General features: G+C 43.1%; 21 protein-coding genes. All 21 read left to right on the top strand.

The window, feature by feature from the left end; translation table 11 throughout:
* The 21 genes from H8B21_RS19210 (at window position 1) to H8B21_RS19110 (ending at window position 22,312) form a co-directional block, all read left to right on the top strand.
* Window positions 1-552, top strand: coding sequence for an ExbD/TolR family protein (locus tag H8B21_RS19210; RefSeq protein WP_190315475.1), 552 nt, complete (start codon window positions 1-3; stop codon window positions 550-552).
* Window positions 553-571: 19 nt separating this feature from the next.
* Window positions 572-1,447: an energy transducer TonB gene (locus H8B21_RS19205; RefSeq protein WP_148918578.1), complete on the top strand. Its 876-nt coding sequence runs from the start codon at window positions 572-574 to the stop codon at window positions 1,445-1,447.
* A gap of 232 nt (window positions 1,448-1,679) precedes the next feature.
* The gene (locus H8B21_RS19200) at window positions 1,680-2,642 is read left to right on the top strand and encodes a PstS family phosphate ABC transporter substrate-binding protein (protein WP_190315474.1); all 963 of its coding nucleotides are present in this window, start codon (window positions 1,680-1,682) and stop codon (window positions 2,640-2,642) included.
* Between the two features lie 148 nt (window positions 2,643-2,790).
* Window positions 2,791-4,530, top strand: a complete 1,740-nt coding sequence (locus H8B21_RS19195; protein WP_190315473.1) for a tetratricopeptide repeat protein — start codon at window positions 2,791-2,793, stop codon at window positions 4,528-4,530.
* Between the two features lie 105 nt (window positions 4,531-4,635).
* The gene (locus H8B21_RS19190) at window positions 4,636-5,016 is read left to right on the top strand and encodes an NADH-quinone oxidoreductase subunit A (protein WP_190315472.1); all 381 of its coding nucleotides are present in this window, start codon (window positions 4,636-4,638) and stop codon (window positions 5,014-5,016) included.
* Between the two features lie 25 nt (window positions 5,017-5,041).
* The gene (locus H8B21_RS19185; protein WP_190315471.1) at window positions 5,042-5,596 is read left to right on the top strand and encodes an NADH-quinone oxidoreductase subunit B; all 555 of its coding nucleotides are present in this window, start codon (window positions 5,042-5,044) and stop codon (window positions 5,594-5,596) included.
* Window positions 5,589-6,092 carry an NADH-quinone oxidoreductase subunit C gene (locus H8B21_RS19180; RefSeq protein WP_190315470.1) on the top strand — a complete coding sequence of 168 codons (504 nt, stop codon included), beginning with the start codon at window positions 5,589-5,591 and terminating at the stop codon, window positions 6,090-6,092. The genes H8B21_RS19185 and H8B21_RS19180 overlap by 8 nt, the downstream gene beginning before the upstream one ends.
* Window positions 6,093-6,111: 19 nt before the next feature.
* Complete coding sequence (locus H8B21_RS19175; RefSeq protein ID WP_190315469.1) at window positions 6,112-7,347, top strand: NADH-quinone oxidoreductase subunit D; 1,236 nt, start codon at window positions 6,112-6,114, stop codon at window positions 7,345-7,347.
* Entirely contained in the window at window positions 7,340-7,864 is a 525-nt protein-coding gene (locus tag H8B21_RS19170) for an NADH-quinone oxidoreductase subunit NuoE family protein (RefSeq protein ID WP_190315468.1), read from the top strand. The genes H8B21_RS19175 and H8B21_RS19170 overlap by 8 nt, the downstream gene beginning before the upstream one ends.
* A 2-nt stretch (window positions 7,865-7,866) precedes the next feature.
* Complete coding sequence (nuoF, locus tag H8B21_RS19165; protein ID WP_190315467.1) at window positions 7,867-9,213, top strand: NADH-quinone oxidoreductase subunit NuoF; 1,347 nt, start codon at window positions 7,867-7,869, stop codon at window positions 9,211-9,213.
* A 28-nt stretch (window positions 9,214-9,241) separates the two neighbouring features.
* The gene (locus H8B21_RS19160) at window positions 9,242-10,252 is read left to right on the top strand and encodes a 2Fe-2S iron-sulfur cluster-binding protein (protein WP_190315466.1); all 1,011 of its coding nucleotides are present in this window, start codon (window positions 9,242-9,244) and stop codon (window positions 10,250-10,252) included.
* 13 nt (window positions 10,253-10,265) lie between these two features.
* A complete protein-coding gene (gene nuoH / locus H8B21_RS19155; protein ID WP_190315465.1) occupies window positions 10,266-11,303 on the top strand; it encodes an NADH-quinone oxidoreductase subunit NuoH in 1,038 nt (345 codons plus the stop codon).
* A 4-nt stretch (window positions 11,304-11,307) separates the two neighbouring features.
* The gene (locus H8B21_RS19150) at window positions 11,308-11,832 is read left to right on the top strand and encodes a NuoI/complex I 23 kDa subunit family protein (protein ID WP_165294876.1); all 525 of its coding nucleotides are present in this window, start codon (window positions 11,308-11,310) and stop codon (window positions 11,830-11,832) included.
* A gap of 1 nt (window position 11,833) precedes the next feature.
* Complete coding sequence (locus H8B21_RS19145) at window positions 11,834-12,340, top strand: NADH-quinone oxidoreductase subunit J family protein (RefSeq protein WP_190315464.1); 507 nt, start codon at window positions 11,834-11,836, stop codon at window positions 12,338-12,340.
* Complete coding sequence (gene nuoK, locus H8B21_RS19140; protein ID WP_130142591.1) at window positions 12,340-12,669, top strand: NADH-quinone oxidoreductase subunit NuoK; 330 nt, start codon at window positions 12,340-12,342, stop codon at window positions 12,667-12,669. Before H8B21_RS19145 ends, nuoK begins: the two co-directional genes overlap by 1 nt.
* Window positions 12,670-12,700: 31 nt before the next feature.
* The gene (gene nuoL / locus H8B21_RS19135; RefSeq protein ID WP_190315463.1) at window positions 12,701-14,620 is read left to right on the top strand and encodes an NADH-quinone oxidoreductase subunit L; all 1,920 of its coding nucleotides are present in this window, start codon (window positions 12,701-12,703) and stop codon (window positions 14,618-14,620) included.
* Between the two features lie 16 nt (window positions 14,621-14,636).
* Window positions 14,637-16,082, top strand: coding sequence for a complex I subunit 4 family protein (locus H8B21_RS19130; protein ID WP_190315462.1), 1,446 nt, complete (start codon window positions 14,637-14,639; stop codon window positions 16,080-16,082).
* Between the two features lie 19 nt (window positions 16,083-16,101).
* Window positions 16,102-17,487 (top strand): NADH-quinone oxidoreductase subunit N, encoded by a 1,386-nt coding sequence (locus tag H8B21_RS19125; protein WP_190315461.1) that lies wholly within the window; start codon window positions 16,102-16,104, stop codon window positions 17,485-17,487.
* A 420-nt stretch (window positions 17,488-17,907) separates the two neighbouring features.
* Window positions 17,908-20,442 carry a DUF5686 and carboxypeptidase-like regulatory domain-containing protein gene (locus H8B21_RS19120; RefSeq protein ID WP_190315460.1) on the top strand — a complete coding sequence of 845 codons (2,535 nt, stop codon included), beginning with the start codon at window positions 17,908-17,910 and terminating at the stop codon, window positions 20,440-20,442.
* A 4-nt stretch (window positions 20,443-20,446) separates the two neighbouring features.
* Window positions 20,447-21,229 carry an enoyl-CoA hydratase/isomerase family protein gene (locus tag H8B21_RS19115; protein ID WP_190315459.1) on the top strand — a complete coding sequence of 261 codons (783 nt, stop codon included), beginning with the start codon at window positions 20,447-20,449 and terminating at the stop codon, window positions 21,227-21,229.
* A gap of 36 nt (window positions 21,230-21,265) precedes the next feature.
* Window positions 21,266-22,312, top strand: coding sequence for an AI-2E family transporter (locus H8B21_RS19110; RefSeq protein WP_190315458.1), 1,047 nt, complete (start codon window positions 21,266-21,268; stop codon window positions 22,310-22,312).

Below are 22,312 nucleotides of genomic sequence, written 5' to 3'. Positions count from 1 at the left end.
ATGGCAGAATTAAATCAAGATAGTGGTAAAGGCGAAAAAGGTGGTAAAGTAAGAGCCAAGAAAGCCGGTGGTAAGGTCGATTTGACCGCCATGGTAGACTTAGCCTTCTTATTGATTACCTTCTTCATGCTGACAACGTCACTAAATACCCCGCAGGCAATGGATGTGGCGATGCCGGATAAGAACAAAATGGATCAAAACGATAACCTGGAAATTGCAGATAATCGTTCCATCACACTCTTGCTGGGATCGGATAATAAAATCTCTTGGTATTATGGTCAATTGGCGAAACCCATCTATCCACCTACTACGATAGATTATGGTAAGGAGGGCGTTCGTCAAGTATTGCTCAGAATGCAGAAAGAGGTTCCTCAGCGTGCAGGAGGTAAAGATTTGATTGTTGTGATCAGACCGAGCGAAAAATCTGTACAACGTAATCTCGTAGATATTTTGGACGAGATGCGGATTGTGGATGTAAAACGCTACATGATTTCAAAAATCAATAGTGACGAAATAGAAGTGTTGAAAAGCGAAGGTCTTTTTAACGATTAATCGCATAATTAAGTAAAATATGTTTGGTTCTAAATTAGATATATTCAAAAAAGAATGGCTTGACGTCGTTTTTGCGAATAGAAATAAAGAGTATGGTGCCTATGACTTACGGAAGTTTGCTCCAAAGGCAACCAATGTAGCTCTATTCTCGATTGTCTCGATTGTTCTTGTTTTGAGTGCTCCAAAAATGTTTAACATTAAGGTGTTTCCGGATAAACCAGTGGAAGAAGCTCCCGTAATAACGGAAGTGACACTGGAAGATTTGGACATACCGGAGCCTGAAGAAGAGGAAGAAGAACCACTTCCACAGGAGGAAGAACCACCTCAACGTATCGCACAGGAACCGCCAGCAGAAGATTTGGTGCGTTTCCCGGAGCCGAAGGTGGTGCCTGAAAGTCAGGTAAAAGAGGAAGTGGTATCGCAAGAGGAAATTAAGAAAGAAAATAAAACACCGGCACGTATTACCTTAAAAGGTACAAAAGGAGCTTCGGGTGTGCCTACAGGAGAATTTGGTCCGAAGAAGGTCGAAGGGCAAATTACGGGTAGCGCTACTGGTGATCCAGATGGCGGCGCAGACAAAATCTTTACCGCGGTAGAGGTGAACCCCGAACCACACGGCGGCCTGAACGCTTTCCGCGAGTGGGTAGGACGTAACTATAGTTATCCGCAAGGGGCTATTGATGCTGGGGTAAAAGGTCAAGTTGTCGTTTCCTTCGTTGTAGAGCGTGATGGTAGCTTAACGGACATTAAAGTTGTAAAAGACTTGTCGTATGGTACAGGAACAGCTGCAGTGAATGTGTTGAAAAAAGCAAAGCCTTGGAAACCGGGTATTCAGAATGGTCGTCCAGTGCGTGTAGCTTACACCTTGCCTATTACATTGAATCTTCAACAATAAGCATGAGTCTGCGTAACAACACAAGAAAATTTAGTCAGAAATCGCCAACAAAGCGATTTCTGTCTATTTTAGGGCTAGCGATGTTTGGCTTCTATTTTATTCTAGGCATCTTAGTTATTTTTTGGGATAATTTTCCGCTTAATATCGACCCGACGTATAAGAATATGTTCGGCATCCTGCTCATTGTTTATTCATTTTTACGCTTTGCTCGGTTGTGGCAGAATAATTTTTGATGAAAAAACTAATTAACATAGGCATTTTAGCAGTAGTACTACTAAGCATGGCAGGCTGCTCGCGTTGCTCTCGGACGGAAAATGAATCTGCAACGGGCGATAGCTCGGTGGTAGAAAAAACTACACCCAAAGAGGATGTTTTGGTGGGGGTACTTAACGTGGCTGTAGATGAAACGGTCTACCCGCTTGTGAAAGAACAGGAGGAGGTGTTTTTGTCGGCTTATCCCAATGCCAGGTTGAACCTTATTGTGAAACCGGAACTGTTGGCTATTCAGGAAATGTTGTCCAAGGAGGCGGGCGTGGCCGTATTAGCGCGGGAATTGAATGAAACGGAAAATGATTATTTTAAGAAACGTTCGATTAAACCGCGGATATTTCCGGTATGGACAGATGCAATTGTGGTGATCAACAATACTAAACTTGCAGATACGACCGTTACTATTGAATATTTGGTGAATGCGATGAAGGGAGAAAGTGCCGACCGTAAAAAGATTGTTTTTGATAATCTTAATTCCAGTGCGTTTAGACACTTAAAGGATTTAGGTAAATTGGAAAAAGTTGCATCTAATTTTGTGGAAGCACAAGGTGGCAGCGAAAAGGTGCTTGAGGCAGTAGCAAGTGACCCGGAAAAAATCGGGATTTTGGGGTATAATGTCTATTTAGATTTGATTTCCTCATTTCCAAATAAAAATAATATTCGTATCTTGAGCGTGCAGAATACGATTGGAGAGGGGGCGGATAATAATTATTATAAGCCCAACCAGTCCACTATTGCAGCAGAGCAGTATCCGCTGCGCCGTACATTTTACGTGCTCAACTATCAGCCTAATTTAGGGTTGGGGATAGGTTTTTCTGCGTTTCTGACTGGTGATAGAGGGCAACGTATCGTATTGAAATCCGGTTTGGTGCCCGCGACGATGCCAGGACGGGATATTATTATAAGGGACGAGATTTCTTTGTGATATTTAAACATTTGTATAAAAAGGTAGTCAAATAAAAAGACACGGATAAAAAACAAAAAATCGTATAATTCGTTTAGATTTGCGATAATTCATGTTAAATTCGTGGGTAGTTAGTTAAAAAAAGGAAAAAATAGAACACAAATAGATTATGACAAAAAGCAAATTATTTTTAAGTCTATTACTGGCGGGTACGATTGGGTCTGTAAGCGCACAGAGTTTAAAGGATGCCAAGGCCGCTATAGCTGAAGAGAGATATGATGAAGCAAAAGGTATGCTTCAGAACTTGGTAGAGAAGAAGGCGAAAGATGGAGAGAACTGGTTTTATCTTGGGCAAATTCACTTGATCAACGATAAAATTGATTCTGCCGAGTACGTATTTAACCAAGGGGTGACGAATGCACCTAAAGAAAAATTGAATAACGTAGGGTTGGGTATTGTCGACTTGATGAAAGGCGACAAAGCAGCGGCTGAAACAAAGTTTTCGACAGCTGTTTCTAGTTTAGGTAGAAAAGAATACTTACCATTGCTTTATGTTGGTCAGGCCTATATAAAAGCACCAGAGCCCGATTATACAAAAGCGATTGAATACCTAACGCAGGCAAAAGAGAAAAACCAGAAAGATCCGGATATTTTGATCGCATTGGGTGATGCATATGCCGGTATGGGCGAAAGTAGCCAAGCGTTTGTAAATTACCGTGATGCCGAATATCTTGATGAAAGTTTATTGGCTCCGAAAATTGGACAGGCTTTGATTTCGAGAAGAGCACAAGCATATGATGTGGTTATAGAGTCGTTGACGAAGTTGTCGAGCGAGAACCCGAATTATGCACCGCTTTATCGCGAACTTGCAGAAACGTACTATCTATCTTCGCTGAAAGCGCCAGAAGACGACTACCGTGAGATTAACCAAAAAGCATTGGAATTTTATCAAAAATACCTAAGCTTAACAGGTGATGCTACAGTAGAGGCAAAAACACGTTATGCTGACTTCTTGGTGTATTCAGGTAATTACGAAGAATTGAAAACAGTTGCAGAGGAATTGGCTAATATGCCGGGTGTAGACGCTAAAGTTTACCGTTATTTGGGATATATCGCCTATAATCAAGATAAGGATTATGCAAAAGCTGCAGAGAATATGAATATCTTATTCGAAAAAGTACAGCCGGAGCGTTTGATCCCACGTGACTATTTGTATGCCGGATTGGCAAACTTGAGTGCAGGTGATACAACAAGGGGCGAAGAGTTGCTGAGACAAGCGGTGGAGAAACAAACAGAAGAAGACAACTTGGAAACAGAGATTGCAGAGACTGCATTTGCTAAATACCAGGATGGTGAGGTAGAGGAAGCGGTTAAGATTTTCCGTATACCGGCTGCGCAGGATTCATCTGATTATTACTATGACGCTAATTACTTTATAGGGCTTGGTCAGTACACCAAAGGTTCTAGATTAGTATCTCCGGCAGAAGGTGAAGAGGTAACACCGGAGTTGGGTGCACAGAAGATCGCAGCAGCAAAGCCGACGCTTGATGAAGCTGTTAAATCGTTCGGTATCGTTATTTCAACGGATAAAGAGGATGTAAAAAAGAAATATTTAGTGAATTCTTTATACTATAAAGGTTTGTCTGAACTGGCATTGGATGGCGTAATGTATGACCCTGAAAATGCAAAAGGACTATTTGTAGACTCTTTCACCAGATTGTTACAAGAGGTAAAGAATTCAGAGATACCTGAAACTACATTGAACTCGTACATTGTCGATGCAAATAACTACCTAGGTTACTACTTTTATTTGAAAGGAGAAACTGAAAAAGCGAAGGCACATTTCCAGGAAACTATTAAGGTTAGCCCGGATGACGAGTTCGCCGGACAATTCGTTGATCAACTGTAATTTAGAATCATAACAAATAAGAAAGGGGCTGTTCAGAGCCCCTTTTTTTGTGGTGAAAAAGTGATATATTTGTTAGGAAGAGAACTAAAATAGGAAACTGATATTATGGAAAGTGTAAACTTAGAAAGCACTCCAATAGATTATATACCCATCTTGATACAACTGGGTGTTGCCGTGGCATTTGGTGTTTTAACTATTATCGGTACACATTTGATTGGACCAAAAGTTCGTACAGAGAATAAACTGGGGGCTTTTGAGTCGGGGGTTGAGGTAATCGGTAACGCAAGACAACCTTTTTCCGTTAAGTATTTTATGGCCGCCATCTTGTTCGTCGTTTTCGATGTGGAGGTTATATTTATGTATCCTTGGGCGGTTAATTTTAGGGAGATGGGTATGGATGGCCTATGGAAAATGGGGATTTTCCTAGGTATCGTCGTCCTTGGCTTGATCTACGAGGTGAAACGCGGTGCGTTGGAGTGGGATTAGTGTTTGTGAAAATAAGAAAGGAATCATGAGTAAAGTGACATTGGCAGAAGCTCCTCCGGGTGTGGAAGGAGCGGGATTTTTTGCGACGTCTTTAGATAAAGTGATCGGTTTGGCTAGGGCGAACTCCCTATGGCCACTGCCGTTTGCGACTTCGTGTTGTGGGATTGAATTTATGGCAACCATGGGGTCTACGTACGATTTGGCCCGTTTTGGGGCTGAGCGTCCGAGCTTCTCACCAAGACAGGCGGATATGCTGTTAGTGATGGGGACCATAGCTAAAAAAATGGCACCCGTATTAAAGCAGGTCTATACGCAGATGGCAGAGCCACGTTGGGTGATAGCGGTCGGTGCATGTGCCTCCAGCGGGGGGATTTTTGATACCTATTCGGTATTGCAGGGTATAGATGAGATTATTCCGGTGGATGTATATGTTCCGGGATGCCCTCCACGCCCCGAAGCGATATTGGACGGTGTATTAAAATTGCAGGAAATCGTGAAGAATGAATCGTTGAACCGCCGGAATACGCCAGAGTACAAGGCATTGTTGGAAAAATACGGAATAGTGACAGATAATGGATAAGCTGAATAATCAAATCGTTATAGATCGTCTGCAGGAGCAGTTTGGGGAACAGGTGCGTGTCGTGGCTGAACCGCATGGCTTGTTGACGGTAGCAACGGAAGCAGCGTCTATCTTGGATGTGCTTGCTTTTGTCAAGGATGACGCAGTTTTACGTTTTAACTATTTGACAGATATTACGGCGGTGCATTATCCGAATGAGGAGCGCGATTTCTGTGTCGTATACCATGTACATAATCTATTGCAGAATTTGCGTCTGCGGATAAAGGTGTTTATCAGTGGGCCTACGCCAACAATTCCTTCGGCTACTCCGCTATGGAATGGCGCCAACTGGATGGAACGCGAAACCTATGATTTTTTTGGTGTAGTGTTCGAAGGACATCCTGATTTGCGACGGATTCTAAATATGGATGAATTGGAAGTATTCCCCATGCGCAAGGAATATCCGCTCGAGGATCCAAACCGGGTGGATAAAAAAGATTTTTATTTTGGACGTTAAACCCTAGAGGAGAGTAAAGATGAGTAAACCGATAACCAAGATAACACCAAATGCGTCCGTATTCTTTGATAACGACCCACAGGATGAATTGATTACCCTCAATATTGGGCCTACACACCCGGCTACGCACGGAGTCTTCCAGAACGTGGTGCAGATTGATGGCGAACGCATTGTGAGCGGTGTTTCTACGATAGGTTATATACACCGTGCTTTTGAGAAAATTGCGGAACACCGCCCTTTTTACCAGATAACACCATTGACGGATAGGCTGAACTATTGTTCGTCTCCGATAAATAATATGGGATGGCACATGACGGTGGAGAAGTTATTGGACATCGAGCTGCCGAAGCGGGTGCAATACATGCGCGTCATTGTGATGGAATTGGCACGTATCGCGGACCATATAATCTGTAATGGTATATTAGGTGTGGATACGGGGGCTTTCTCAGGATTCCTCTATGTGATGCAGGAACGGGAGTTTATATACGAAATTTATGAGGAAATATGTGGATCGCGTTTAACTACCAATATCGGGCGTGTCGGCGGGTTCGAACGTGATTTTAACGAGATTGCGTTCCGCAAGACAGAAGAGTTCCTCAAACGTTTCCCGCCGGTGTTGAAAGAATTTGAAAACCTGTTTGTCCGTAACCGGATATTTATTGAACGTACTTCGGGTGTGGCAGCGGTTACTCCGGAAGACGCATTGAGCTACAGCTGGTCAGGCCCGATTCTTCGTGCAACGGGTGTAGATTATGATGTACGTGCTACTGCGCCGTATTCGTCGTATGAAGAGTTTGATTTTGATGTTCCCGTAGGGACAAATGGGGATGTATACGATCGTTTCATGGTACGCAACGATGAGATGTGGCAATCGCTGCGCATCATCGAGCAGGCGTTGGAAAAGATAAAAAAAGAACCTGCGGGGGTATTTCATGCCGATGTGCCGGAATTTTATTTGCCACCAAAAGAACAGGTATATACCAATATGGAGGCGCTCATTTACCATTTTAAGATTGTTATGGGCGAATGGGAAACACCGAAATCCGAGGTTTATCACGCGGTTGAGGGAGCAAATGGCGAATTAGGATTCTATCTTATCCACGACGGAGGGCGCACACCCTATCGTTTACATTTTAGAAGGCCATCTTTCGTCAATTACCAGATGTTTGCACCCATGAGCAGTGGGATGCTTATCTCTGATGCGATTATCAATATGAGTAGTTTAAACGTTATAGCAGGAGAATTAGATGCTTAGTGTTAAAGAAAATATGATTGTGGAATTTAGTGCGCCGCTGTTGGAGAAATTTGCGGAAGTGGTGGCGCGCTATCCGGAAGGCAGACAGAAATCAGCACTTTTACCCATCTTACATTTGGTGCAGGCCGAATACGGCTGGCTCAGTGTAGATGCGATGGATAAGGTTGCTGCTTATCTGGATATTAGGCCCATCGAAGTATATGAGGTCGCCACATTTTATACCATGTTTTTTCTGCAACCTAAAGGTAAATATGTGTTGGAAATTTGTCGTACAGGCCCTTGTTGTTTAGTAGGAGCTGAACGCATCATGCAACATATAGAAGATAAGCTGGGTGTTAAAGAGGGAGAAGTAACGACGGATGGTCTATTTTCTTGGAGAGGTGTGGAGTGTGTTGCGGCTTGTGGCTTTGCTCCGGTATTGCAGATTGGCCCGGAGTATACATTTTATGAAAACCTGACGGAAGAGAAAGTGGATCAATTGATTGATGAATTGAAGCAAAAAGCACAAACGATATAAGTATGGCACGTAAGTTATTGTTGGCACATATTGATGTTCCGGATATCCATACTTTTGAGGTTTATCGTCAAAAGGGAGGCTATCGTGCAGTGGAAAAGGCTCTCAAGACGATGTCGCCAGACGATGTAGTGGAAGAGGTTAAGAAGTCTGGACTTCGTGGACGTGGTGGCGCAGGATTCCCCACAGGGATGAAATGGGGCTTTCTGGCGAAGCCGGAAGGTGTTCCACGTTATTTAGTCTGTAATGGGGATGAATCAGAGCCTGGTACCTTTAAGGATCGGTATCTAATGACCTATATTCCTCATTTACTGATTGAGGGCATGATCGTTTCCAGTTATGCACTGGGCGCAAATACCTCGTATATCTATATCCGAGGGGAGATGATGCCACAGATTCGCATTGTGGAAAAGGCAATCGCAGAGGCGAAAGCAGCCGGTTTTCTAGGTAAAAATATATTGGGTACAGGCTACGATTTGGAAATACATGTTCAACCGGGAGGGGGAGCATATATTTGTGGGGAAGAGACGGCATTATTGGAATCGCTTGAAGGCGAACGAGGCAATCCGCGGATTAAGCCTCCTTTTCCGGCGGTAGCAGGATTATACGGTTGCCCAACCGTAGTAAACAATGTAGAGTCGATCGCCGCAACTGTGCCGATTATAAATGATGGTGGAGAAGAATATGCGAAAATCGGTATCGAGCGCAGTACGGGCACGAAATTAATATCGGCTTCGGGTAACTTGGTACGCCCGGGAGTATACGAAATTGAAATGGGCTTGCCCATGGAAGAATTTATTTATTCTGATGAATATTGTGGCGGTATAGCAAATGGAAAGCGTTTGAAAGCCGTGGTTGCGGGTGGTTCATCGGTGCCAATTTTACCGACTCATCTCGCGCTAAAGACAGCAAAAGGCGAACCTCGACTGATGACGTATGAGTCGTTGGCGGACGGCGGTTTTGTAACGGGTACGGCGATGGGCTCTGGTGGTTTTATTGCGTTTGATGAGGATCAATGTATCGTGCGTAACACGCTGAACTTTACGCGCTTTTATCATCACGAAAGTTGTGGACAATGTTCTCCATGTAGGGAAGGAACAGGCTGGATGGAAAAGGTATTGCACAAAATCGAGTATGGATATGGCGATATTTCCGACATTGATCTTTTATGGGATATCCAGCAAAAAATTGACGGACATACCATCTGTCCGTTAGGAGATGCCTCGGCTTGGCCGGTAGCAAGTGCCATACGGCATTTCCGGGATGAATTTGAATGGCATATTTTGAACCCGCAGGAAGCGCAGACAAGAAATTATGGATTGGTGACCGAGGGAGTAATGAGTGAAGAGTGACGGGGTGGAGAGTTAAAGAAATAAACAAATGGCAGACGAAAAATTTAAGGTAACGATAGATGGGATTCCGGTGGAAGTAGCGCCAGGAACGACGATATTGAACGCGGCGCGTCAAATCGGCGGGGACATTGTGCCTCCTGCTATGTGCTACTACTCGAAACTGGAGGGTAGCGGTGGAAAATGCCGTACGTGTTTGGTGAAGGTTTCCAAAGGGTCGGAGAAAGACCCGCGCCCGATGCCAAAATTGGTCGCTTCCTGTAGGACGACTGTGATGGACGGAATGGAAGTGCAGAATATCACGTCGCCGGATGTGTTGGAAGCGCGCAAAGGTGTAGTGGAGATGTTATTGATCAATCATCCACTGGATTGCCCAATTTGTGACCAAGCAGGAGAATGTAAGCTGCAGGATTTGAGTTACGAGCATGGCGTCTCTCAAACACGATATGAGTTTAAACGACGCACATTTGAGCCTATCGATATAGGCGATAAGATAAAGTTACATATGAATCGCTGTATTCTGTGTTACAGGTGTGTTTATGTGGCTAACCAGCTCACGGAACAACGTGAACATGGTATTATCAACCGGGGTGACCATGCAGAAATATCGACTTATATCGAGAATGCACTGGACAATGATTTTATCGGAAATGTCATTGACGTATGTCCTGTCGGAGCATTGACCGATAAAACATTCCGCTTTAAAAATCGTGTTTGGTTCTCTAAACCGGTAGATGCACACCGCGACTGTCCGACGTGTTCGGGCAAGGTTACGTTATGGTATAAAGGCGAGGAGGTTTTGCGTGTAACAGCCCGTAAAGATGAATATAACGAGGTGGAAGAGTTTATCTGTGATACCTGTCGTTTTGAGAAAAAGAAAACAGCTGACTGGGTATTGGAAGAACCTGCCCCAATCAGCAAGCAATCGGTCATCGATGCCAATCACTATGACGTATTCAATCCGCCACCGGTGATCAAAAAGAACCTGCAATTACAGGAAGCCAATGAAGAGCAGCTGGCAAGGACGGAACGTTTAAAGTAAGCAAAGGAAAGACATGGAAGGAGCTTTTATTTTAGAAAAATTGATTTTAGTGGTGATTGTTTTCACGATCTCCTTGGTAATAGCGATGTACTCGACGTTAGCGGAGCGTAAAATAGCCGGCTTTATGCAGGATCGCCACGGACCCAACCGGGCGGGATTTGGAGGAATTTTGCAGCCACTCTGTGATGGAGGTAAGTTCTTTTTTAAAGAAGAGATTATTCCGGCAGGGGCACATAAACCGTTGTTTATATTAGGGCCTACTTTGGCGATTATCACGGCCTGTATCAGTTCGGCCGTTATTCCTTGGGGGCAGACGCTAACAATAGGTGGACGTGAGGTGGTTTTGCAGGTTGCAGACATCAACGTCGGTGTACTTTATATCTTTGGTGTTGTCGCATTGGGTGTATATGGTATTATGTTGGGAGGCTGGGCGTCAAATAATAAGTTTTCGCTCATGGGAGCTATTCGTGCGGCGTCACAGAGTATTAGCTATGAGATTCCGATGGGGCTTTCTATTATCGCCCTGTTGATGGTGACCGGAACGTTATCTATGGGGGAAATTGTTGCCCAACAGTCGGGATTTGTCAATTGGAACATTTGGGCACAACCATTGGGTTTCTTAATATTCATGGTGTGTGCATTCGCGGAATGTAATCGTGTGCCGTTTGACTTACCAGAGTGTGAAACAGAGCTTATCGGAGGATACCATACCGAATATTCATCGATGAAACTTGGTCTTTATATGTTTTCCGAGTATATCAATATGTTTGTCTCTTCTGCGCTAATGGCGGCCTTGTATTTTGGAGGGTATAACTTTCCTTTCATGTACGAACTAGGGCTGTCGGAGAACTGGATCACCATTATTGGCGTGTTGGTATTCTTCCTTAAAATCTTTGGTTTTATCTTTTTCTTCATGTGGGTACGTTGGACACTGCCCCGCTTCCGCTATGATCAGTTGATGGGACTGGGGTGGAAGATATTGATTCCGCTGGCGATAGCAAATATTGTCTTGACTGCAGTGGTGATCGTGGTGAAGGATACTTATTTTTAAGACTATGCAATCTTTATCAAATAGAAAGAAAGTTATCGAGCAGAAACCCATGAATTTTTGGGAACGCATGTATCTGCCTGCTATTGCAAAGGGATTAGGTATTACGATACGACATTTTTTTAAGAAAATTCCAACGGTGAAATATCCGGAGGAGCAGCGACCTTATTCGAAAAATTTCCGTGGGCTGCATTCGTTGAAGCGTGATGAGGAGGGACGTGAGCGCTGTACAGCTTGTGGACTTTGTGCACTTTCTTGCCCGGCAGAGGCGATTACGATGATAGCTGCAGAGCGCACAAAAGAAGAAGAGCACCTATACCGTGAGGAAAAATACGCGGCGGTTTATGAAATCAATATGCTGCGTTGTATTTTTTGTGGTCTATGTGAAGAGGCATGTCCGAAAGAAGCAATTTATCTGGATGGCCCACATGTGACGGCAGATTATGTGAGAAAGGATTTTATTTACGGGAAAGACAAATTAGTCGAGCCTGTATTTGATATTACGAAACTAAACCCGGAAAAAACAAACTAGCATGTCCCTATTTTATTTTGTTGCCTTTGTTGCTATTTTTTTCGCGTTGATGACGATCTTCACCAAAAATCCAGTACACAGCGTGCTGTATTTGGTGGTTACGTTTTTTACGCTGACGGTTCATTATATTTTACTGAACGCGCAGTTTCTGGCAGTAGTCAATTTTATTGTATATATGGGCGCAATTATGGTGCTCTTTTTATTTGTCCTCATGCTCCTAAATCTCAACGAGGATACGGAACCCATGAAGTCTAACTTGGTGAAGGTTATGGGCGTTATCGCAGGAATGTGCCTGTTTGCGACACTTCTGGGAGCTTTGCGCGTAATCGAGCCATCCAATGAGATCGTGACCGGCAATACCGATATTGGACTCGTGAAGCATTTGGGGAACGTGTTGTTTAATGAGTTCTTGTTGCCTTTTGAGATTTCGGCAATTTTATTGCTGATAGCGATGATTGGAGCGGTATTATTGGCAAAAAAGGAAGTTAAAGAGATTAAAAAAGCATAATGGAGAATATTGTAACGCAGATTCAGGGTGTTCCACTCAACCACTACATTATTTTTTGTAGTATCATTTTCGCTATCGGTGTTACGGGCGTACTTATCCGTCGGAATGTGATCATCATTATGATGTCCATCGAATTGATGCTGAATGCTGTCAATTTGTTGTTGGCGGCTTTTTCCGCCTATCGGGGCGATCCGACAGGACAGGTATTCGTATTTTTCATCATGGCGTTGGCGGCAGCAGAGGTGGCTGTCGGCCTGGCGATTATCATCATGGTATACCGAAATACCAAATCGGTGGATATTGAATCGTTGAGTAAATTGCGTTGGTAATTGAATAGGAGAATTTTTAGTAAGAAATTGTATGTCTGAATTAATTTGGCTGATCCCATTGATACCTTTTATAGGTTTTGTAATAAATGGATTAATGGGTAATCGTGTGCCGAAAGCGCTTACGGCTATAGTCGGCTGTGGGGTGGTACTCGCTTCTTTTGTATTAAGCTTGTTCGTTTACTTCGAAATCGCCGCAGCACGCGAAGCCGGTGCTTCCGGAGAAATATATGTACATCTCTTCGACTGGTTTACGGTCGGTAAACTGCATGTAGCACTTTCTTTCTTAGCGGATCCGCTGAGTGCTGTTATGCTCTTGATTATTACGGGTGTAGGCTTTTTGATTCACTTATATTCGTGCAGCTATATGGCTAGCGATGCGGGATTTGGAAAATTTTTCGCCTACCTCAATCTATTCATCTTCTTCATGACCATTCTGGTGTTAGGTTCTAATTACCTGGTGATGTTTATTGGATGGGAAGGTGTAGGACTTTGCTCTTACCTGTTGATTGGATTTTGGTTTAAAAACGCTTCTTATGCCTCGGCTGCCAAGAAAGCTTTCGTCATGAACCGTATTGGGGATTTGGGCTTTCTTATTGCGATGTTCTTTATCTTGGAGACTTTTGGCAGTTTGGAGTACGGAACGGTATTTGCCGCTGCCGCAAGCATGCCGGTGGGAAGTTCTATGCTACTTATCATCACGCTCTTGTTATTTGTAGCCGCAACGGGCAAGTCTGCCCAGATTCCGTTGTTTACTTGGCTACCCGACGCGATGGCAGGTCCTACGCCGGTATCTGCCTTAATCCACGCGGCCACCATGGTAACAGCAGGTATCTATATGGTTGTTCGTTCGAATATCTTATTCACGCTTTCTCCGGTGACCATGGAAATAATGGCTGTTGTCGGGTTAGCAACCGCATTATTAGCTGCGTTTATAGCGATTACACAAACTGATATTAAAAAGGTATTGGCATATTCTACGGTATCCCAATTGGGATACATGTTTCTGGGCCTCGGGGTAGGTGCGTTCACCGGGGCTTTTTTCCATGTTCTGACGCACGCATTTTTTAAAGCATTGCTGTTTCTTGGAGCAGGATCGGTCATCCACGCCATGCACGATGAGCAGGATATGCGCCAAATGGGTGGTTTAAGAAAAGCGCTGCCCATCACGTTTATCACGATGTTTATTGGAACGATTGCAATTAGTGGTATTCCGCCGTTTGCTGGGTTCTTTTCCAAAGACGAGATATTGGCGCATGCGTTTCAGCACCAACCTGTTTTGTGGGCGATAGGCTTTTTGACTGCCTTATGTACAGCGTTTTATATGTTCCGTTTGTTGTACCTGACATTTTTCGGTAAGTTCCGAGGAACAGAAGAACAGAAAAAGCATTTGCATGAATCCCCTTGGCAAATGACTGTGCCGCTGGTTGTTTTGGCCGTGCTATCTGTAATTGGTGGTTTTATCAATATCCCGGAAGCATTGGGTGGACATCATAGCTTAGCGGCATTCTTGGCACCGATTTTTGAAGCGGGGAGTGCGCATGCAGAAACGTTGTCGTTAAGTCATAGTACAGAGTACCTGTTGATGGGAGTTTCTGCCGGTGGTGCTTTGATTATGGCCTTTGTTGCTTACAACCGGTATGTAAGAAAAGAAACGCTCCCTACAGCGGATACACAAGCTTCAAAAGGATTGCATAAGCTATCCTTTCGCAAATTATATGTGGACGAGTTTTATGATGCGCTTGTTGTGCAGCCATTGAACAGATTATCGGTTGGCTTTTATAAATACGTAGATCGCTCGGGAATAGATGGATTTGTAAATGGGGTGGGCAACTTCTTTATTGGAGCTGGAAAAGGAGTAAGGCAGTGGCAAAGCGGCCATGTGGGCTTTTATATCATGATGATGGTGATCAGTGTGATTGCGATCTTACTTTATGCCGTATTTAGTATATAATTTTGACAATTAAACAATGAGTAACCTATTTATATTACTATTAGTACCTGTTATTTCAGCAATAGTATTATGTTTTGTAAAGGATGCAATACGGGCAAAATGGATAGCATTAATTGCTGCGTTGCTTGAATTGGGGCTTTCTATCCCTTTTTTGTGCGGATTCATACCGGATGCGAGTATACAGTTCGAGCAGCGTTGGATGTGGGTGGAGTCCTTGGGAATTCAATTTCATATTGGCATAGATGGTATCAGCCTACCGATGTTATTGTTGACAAATGGGTTAATTCCACTCATTGTATTGTCTTCGTTTCGTAAAGCGCATAAAGGTAATTTCTTCGCTTTGATCTCTTTTATGCAAGCCGGATTATTGCTTGTATTTTTGGCGTTAGACGCTTTCACATTCTATGTTGGGTGGGAAGTGGCTTTGATTCCTATCTATTTTATCTGTGCGTTGTGGGGCGATGGCGACCGCATTCGTATTAATCTTAAATTTTTTGTTTACACATTCTTTGGAAGCTTGTTGATGTTGGTGGCGCTGATTTATCTGTACAATCAAAGTGTAACGCCAAGCTTTGAATGGAGTGCATTCGTGGCATTGGACTTATCGGAGTCTGCACAGCGCTGGATATTCTGGGCATTCTTCCTGGCATTTGCCATCAAGATTCCAATCTTCCCGTTCCATACCTGGCAACCTGATACCTATACGCATGCACCAGCAGCGGGAACAATGCTATTGGCAGGTATTATGCTTAAAATGGGAGTATACGGATTGATTCGTTGGCTATTACCGGTTGCCCCGCTTGGTGCATTGGCTTATAGCCAAGTGGTGATGGTTCTCTGTGTTATTGGGATCGTGTATGCTTCTATAATCGCTTTTAAACAGCAGGATGCTAAACGTCTGATCGCTTATTCTTCTATTGCACACGTCGGACTTATTTCAGCTGGCGTATTTTCGTGGAACCTCGAAGGGTTGCAAGGAGCGATCATCCAGATGGTGAACCATGGCTTGAGTGTAGTGGGGATATTTTTTATCATTGATATCTTACAGGAGCGTACAGGAACGCGTACATTGGCGGAATGGGGAGGAATGGCGAGCAAGACCCCTCGTTTGGCAACGGTCTTTCTTATTATTCTGATGGGTGCGGTGGGTTTACCGTTGACGAATGGCTTTATCGGTGAGTTTCTACTATTGAAAGGTGTGTTTGATTATGGCGTATGGTATGCCGTGTTCGGCGGGTTGACCTTGATTTTGGGGGCGGTCTATATGTTGCGCTTGTATCAGAAATCGATGTTGGGCGCTTTGCCAGAACGTTATGTAAATGTATTGGATATAAAAGGATACGAAGTATTGGTGTTGGCGGTTATCGTGTTTTTTACCTTATTTTTAGGTGTATGGCCGAAAGCAATTTTACAGCTGTCAGAGGCATCGGTAACGAACTTATTGAATCAAATTAAATTTTAATTAGCGATTGTAGAATATTATGGGGGCAATTATTACATTGTGTATCTTGGGGATGGTGGTGTTATATCTGGGCTTGTTCAAAGCAAAGAACGCACTGCTTCCTGTAACACTGCTGGGATTGGTCGTGACACTAGGCTTTCTAGTGGCGGGATGGAACAGCGAAGCACTGCCGCAATTTCATGGAATGGTGATTTTTGATCGCTTAGCATTGTCTTTTTCTATTTTATGCGTGGTGATTACGGGATTGGTTATTTTGCTTTCTAAAGAATATTTTAAGAACATCAGCACCTATCTCTCGGAATATTTTTGTTTGATTATCTTTTCGTTGACCGGCGCGTTGTTGGTCAATTCCTATCATAATTTTGCCATGCTGTTCATCGGCATTGAGGTGATGTCGGTTGCCTTGTATATCTTGGTGGGGATTCGGAAAACGGATCTTGCTTCGAACGAAGCGGCACTTAAGTACTTTTTGATGGGAGCCTTCTCTACAGGTTTTCTTCTTTTTGGTATCACGCTTTTGTATGGCGCTTCGGGTACATTTGACCTAACGGAATTGCAGGCCTACGTACAGACATCTTCTGAGATTTCTCCCTTATTTTACGGCGGCGTATTGCTGTTGCTTTGTGGTTTATGCTTTAAGGTCGGTGCGGCTCCTTTTCACTTCTGGACACCGGATGTGTATGATGGTGCACCGATATTGATTACCAGCTTTATGAGTACGGTTGTAAAAGTCGCTTCTTTTGTCGGGTTCTTACGGCTGTTCAGCACAGTATTGATTCCGTTGCATGACTTTTGGACACCGGTATTGCTTACGATTATCATTATTACCCTCTTTGTAGGAAATATCACCGCATTGCTACAGTCTAGCTTTAAGCGAATGATGGCTTATTCGAGTATTTCGCATGCAGGGTATATGCTGTTTGCCATCGTATCTGTCGGCGCAACTTCTGCGTCAGGTATGCTGGTATACGCAACGGCGTATTCGTTGGCTTCAGTGATTGCTTTTGGTGTGCTTATTCTGGTGAAACGTAGCACTGGCTCAGAGAACTTTGAGTCGTTCAACGGCTTAGCGAAAAAGCAACCGATGTTGGCCCTGATACTTACCCTAGCCATGCTTTCGCTTGCTGGTATACCGTTGACGGCCGGTTTTATGGGTAAATTTATGATGTTCAATAATGTGATGGGAACATATAACATCACGTTGTTAATTTTAGCTGTTATTAATGCTGCAATTGGGGTATACTATTATTTGCATGTAGTCGTCAATATGTATTTCCGTAAACCGGAAGAGGAAGTAACAGAGCAACATGTGCCAACTAGTTATAAGGTAGTATTGGTTGTTGCCGCCGTACTGACGCTGATTATCGGTGTTTATCCGGATAGTATTTTGAAATTCTTTTTTTAGAAAAAAGAATGCAAAAAATCGTCACTTCGGATATTTGAGAAAGAGGGTAGTGCTAATATGAGTTTCTACAGACCTCAAATATCCGGATGTGACATTCAATGTTAATAGAGGGCAGTACAATTGCGGAAGTAAAAGTGGTCAATGAAGTAAAAGTGGTCAATAATGTCTTTCGGTTATGCGAGTTCCAACGGCCTTATATTGTTTTGCGACCATTTTTATGCAGGCTATTCCGTTACAAACAGCATGTTGTTTGAGCGAAGCGAGTTCCATGCTGTTTAGGAATAGACAAAGAAAAATAGCAAAACCATATTCAGCCTTGATTTTTTTTGCTTCGTTTTTTTCATCAAGGAAAAAAATGAAGAGAAAACCTTTATCAAAAATAAAAGCAAATTGTATCTTTATGGCAGTGCCATTTTGGATATGAGTAGAATAAGCTTGCTGAAATTGTTGATGTTGATATTTACCCTTAGCGTTGCTGTACAGCAAGGCGTGGCTCAGCAAAAAATCAGTGGAACAGTTATAGATGATGCAACAGGGAAAGGCATTCCGCAGGCGAGTATACAGGTGCGTGGTACATCCGACGGTACATCCTGTGATGCTTCAGGGCAATTTCTCCTAACGACAACGAGTCAGCTTCCGCTGCGACTCGTCGTGTCGGCTGTTGGCTATAGAGAAATGCTTGTGCACGTTGATTCTGCACAGGAGCATTTGCAAATTGCGCTGGAAAACGATAAACATGTTATTGACGCGGTGGAAATCTCCCGCCGACAGAAATATCGAAATCGTAATCCAGCAGTAGATCTTATTCATCAGGTGATCAAGAATAAGCGCTCCAACCGCTTGGAAAACCAACCTAGACTATCCTTCCAGCAGTATGACAAACTCCAATTTGGCCTCGTAAATCCATCGGAGCAGTATAATAAACGGATGGGAAGCTTGAGGTTTTTCTTCGATAATGTAGACACATTAACATCACCTGGAAATAAATTGCTAACGATATTTATGCAGGAGCAGCTTAGTGATGTCTATTCGAAGAATGATCCCAAAAGCTTTAAAAAAAGAGTAAAATCTATCAAACAAACGGATTTTGATGACCGATATGTAAATAACCATAATATTCAATCGTATCTATCCTATCTCTTTCAGGATATCGAGATCTATGATGAAAACATCTTTCTGATCAATAAATTATTCCTAAGTCCGATAGCCAACAACGCACCAGTTTTTTATAAGTATTATATCGCGGACACTATTGATACGGAAGACGGCCGTTTAATAGAATTGAATTTTGAGCCGAGGAACAAGACGGACCTCCTACTTAGTGGAAAGCTTCGGATTACAACAGATGGCCGGTTTGCGGTACAAGGTGCTACCTTGCGCGCAAACAAGGAGGCAAATTTAAACTGGGTCAATGACATAACGATTGATTTGCAATTCCGGCCCAACGATGAACAATACATGTTTTTGGTTCGTAGCGATGTCGACATCATGTTTGGTACCAACCGAAACGATGCGGTATATGGCCGTAAGACTACACACAATTACGATTACGATTTTTCTCCTTCTTTTTCGGATGATGTTTTTAAAGGAGCGCCTACTGAGATATTGACGTCGGCAAAAGAAAATGAAAAACTTGTCCATCAACAACGCCCGGTGCAGTTGTCGCCCGTTGAAAATAGGGTGTATGCAAATGTCGATTCACTGAACAACAACCGTACATTTAGGACAATGCTCGCTGTCGGCTATCTATTGGCACAAGGATTCTATCCGGCTGGGCCTGTTGAATTTGGACCATTGGAATATTTGTATTCACGGAATAATATAGAGGGCAATCGCATACGTCTTAGCGGACGGACGACGCTTGGTTTTTCGGAGAAATTGTTTATTGAGGGTTATTTGGCGTATGGAACGCAAGATGGCGAAATGAAATATTTTGTCCGACCGACATTTTCGTTAAATGGTGAATCTGTCGCTACTTTTCCAGCCCACTACCTGCAAGTGGCTGTGCAGCATGATATTTTTGATCCGGGTAGATCGCTTGGCTTTAAAAAGGGAGATAGCTTTTTTCAGTCTATACGAAGCAATCGTCCGACCAAGTGGATGGATGCATACGCCTATCAACTTAAACATTTAATAGAATTCGGCAACCATGTGAGCTTGCAAAGTTCTTTTATCCACCATCGTAGGAGAGCAATAGGTGACTTGGAGTTTATTTCGTCTGGTGATGACCCCTACAATATTTCCAATATAAATACCAATGAAGTGGAATTTGTACTACGATGGGCTCCGAAGGAAAAATTCTACTACCGTAATTTGACACGAAATACGATTATAGAGAAATATCCGGTGTTTAATCTTCAATATAACCGAGGCTTAAAAGGTTTTTGGAACGGTGATTATGCATTTGACGCTGTACGTGCTTCTGTGTCAAAACGCTTCTTTTTGAATCAATTGGGGTTCGCCGATGCCACGTTGAGCGGAGGAAAAATCTGGGGCACATTACCTTATCCATTGTTAGAAATGCCGAATATATTCCGGGATGAGGACACACGCCATGAAATAGACTTCTCGATGATGCGCAGTATGGAGTTTGTAGCAGACGAATATATCCGTTTCGCATTTGAACATCAACTGGAAGGATTTATATTGAATAAGATTCCGTTAATCAAGAAGCTTAAATTACGGGAGATTTGGGGGGGTAAAATGTTTTATGGACGGCTGAGCGATGCTAATAACCCGTATATCAGTAAAGATGTGGTTCATTTTGACAGAGATGCCGATGGCCATATCATGACACACGTTCTCGATAATAAGATTCCATATTGGGAGGGAAAAGTAGGTATTGATAATATTTTCCGTCTACTGCGCGTTGAGTATATACGTCGGTTAAATTATACGGGGCTACCAAACGTCGACAAGGACAGATATCGGGTAAGCCTTCATTTAAATTTCTAATGCTATGCAACAAGAGACACCTACTTATTTTCTGTTGGACATCAAAGAAAAAACGGCATATATCACGGTAAATAGACCGGATAAGTTGAACGCGCTGAATACGCTTGTCTTAAAAGAACTTGCGGAAATATTGGCGACACTTGAAGCGAATGATGATGTGCGGGGTATCATCTTAACGGGTGCGGGAGATAAAGCTTTTGTGGCCGGTGCCGATATTAAAGAATTTCAGGAGTTTTCACCTGATGATGCTTGGCAGTTATCAAAATCTGGACAGGAAGATGTAATGGATGAATTGTATACATTTCCGAAACCAGTGATTGCGGCTATTAATGGATTTGCGCTTGGAGGAGGATTGGAACTAGCTATGGCGTGCCACATCCGTGTAGCGAGTGAGCAGGCGAAAATGGGGCTTCCTGAAGTCTCTTTGGGTATTATTCCGGGATACGGCGGTACACAGCGGCTGCCGCAGCTTGTAGGACGTGGAAAAGCGTTAGAAATGATTATGACAGGCGATATGATCGACGCACAAGATGCGTTGCAATGGGGTCTGGTTAATCACGTAGTGCCCCCAGAGAAATTGATTTCTACTTGTGAAAAACTTTTGGAGAAAATGTATCTACGTTCGCAAACGGCAATCGCCGCCGCTATCCGTGTCGTGAATATAGGGCTTATGCAGCCAGAAAAAGGCTATGAAGAAGAAATGGATGGGTTTGCAGATGCTTTTGATACGCCGGATTTTAAAGAGGGGGTAGCGGCTTTCTTGGAAAAGCGAAAACCAAACTTTTAATATCGTTGTTCATCAGTTATAGACACTATTAACTGTATGAACAATCCTGTTTTTTCCCAAAAAGAGAGAAACATTATTATTCTCTTGATCGTCCTGGCTTTGGGCGGTATACTCTTGTACGCAACGAGTGGTATTTTTGGTGCTTTCCTCGGCACATTAATCATGTATACACTCTTCCGTACATTAAATATTTTCTTGATCGAGAAATGGCGATGGCCAAAGCCATTATCTGCGGTGGTTATTATCATCGTTTCTATTTTTATTATTGTTCTTCCATTCGTGGGAATAGGGAGTATGCTGGTTCGTAAAGCGTTGGAGCTACAAGAAAACCCGGCTTGGATAAAACAGATGCTGGATGCCATAAACCAATTTGCCGGGGATAAGCTAGGTAATCCTGATTTGTTACAGGAACAACTCGAAGCGAGTGCCGCATACTTTGGAAGATTGCTGACCGCGGTTTTAGGAGGCGCGGCAAATGTATTTCTGGAAATAACGGTGATGTATTTTATTTTATATTTTTTATTCGTCAACTACCGAGCGTTTGAAAATGGGATATTATTTTATTTACCTTTCGACGAGGAGCAGGCAATTGTATTTGGGTCAGAATTGAAAAATATTACCTATTCCAATATTGTGGGACAAACGATTATTGCTGTGGTACAAGGGGGATGTCTGTCTATTGGTTTTTTGTTGTTCGGTGTTAACGACGCTTTATTCTGGGGTGTTATCTGTGCAATTCTGTCCTTTATTCCACTGTTGGGCCCGCCATTGATTTTTGTGCCGGCCGCACTGATATTACTTTCTCAAGGACAAACATGGCAAGGAATAGGATTGCTTATCTGGGGTTTTGGTCTGGTGATTAATATTGATAATGTGCTTCGCTTTATTATTAATAAAAAAGTTGGGAATATCCATCCGCTGATTACGGTTATTGGTGTCATTATTGGACTTCCACTGTTTGGACTTATCGGGCTGGTATATGGTCCTTTATTGTTGGCTTATTTCTTAATCGCAGTGCGGGTATATAAAGCGAATAAACGACTATCGTTACAACAGGAACAACTGGAAGGAAAAAAAGAATAA

Source organism: Sphingobacterium chuzhouense, assembly GCF_014692525.1.
Lineage (GTDB): Bacteria > Bacteroidota > Bacteroidia > Sphingobacteriales > Sphingobacteriaceae > Sphingobacterium > Sphingobacterium chuzhouense.
This window is presented reverse-complemented; position numbering and strand designations above follow the sequence as displayed.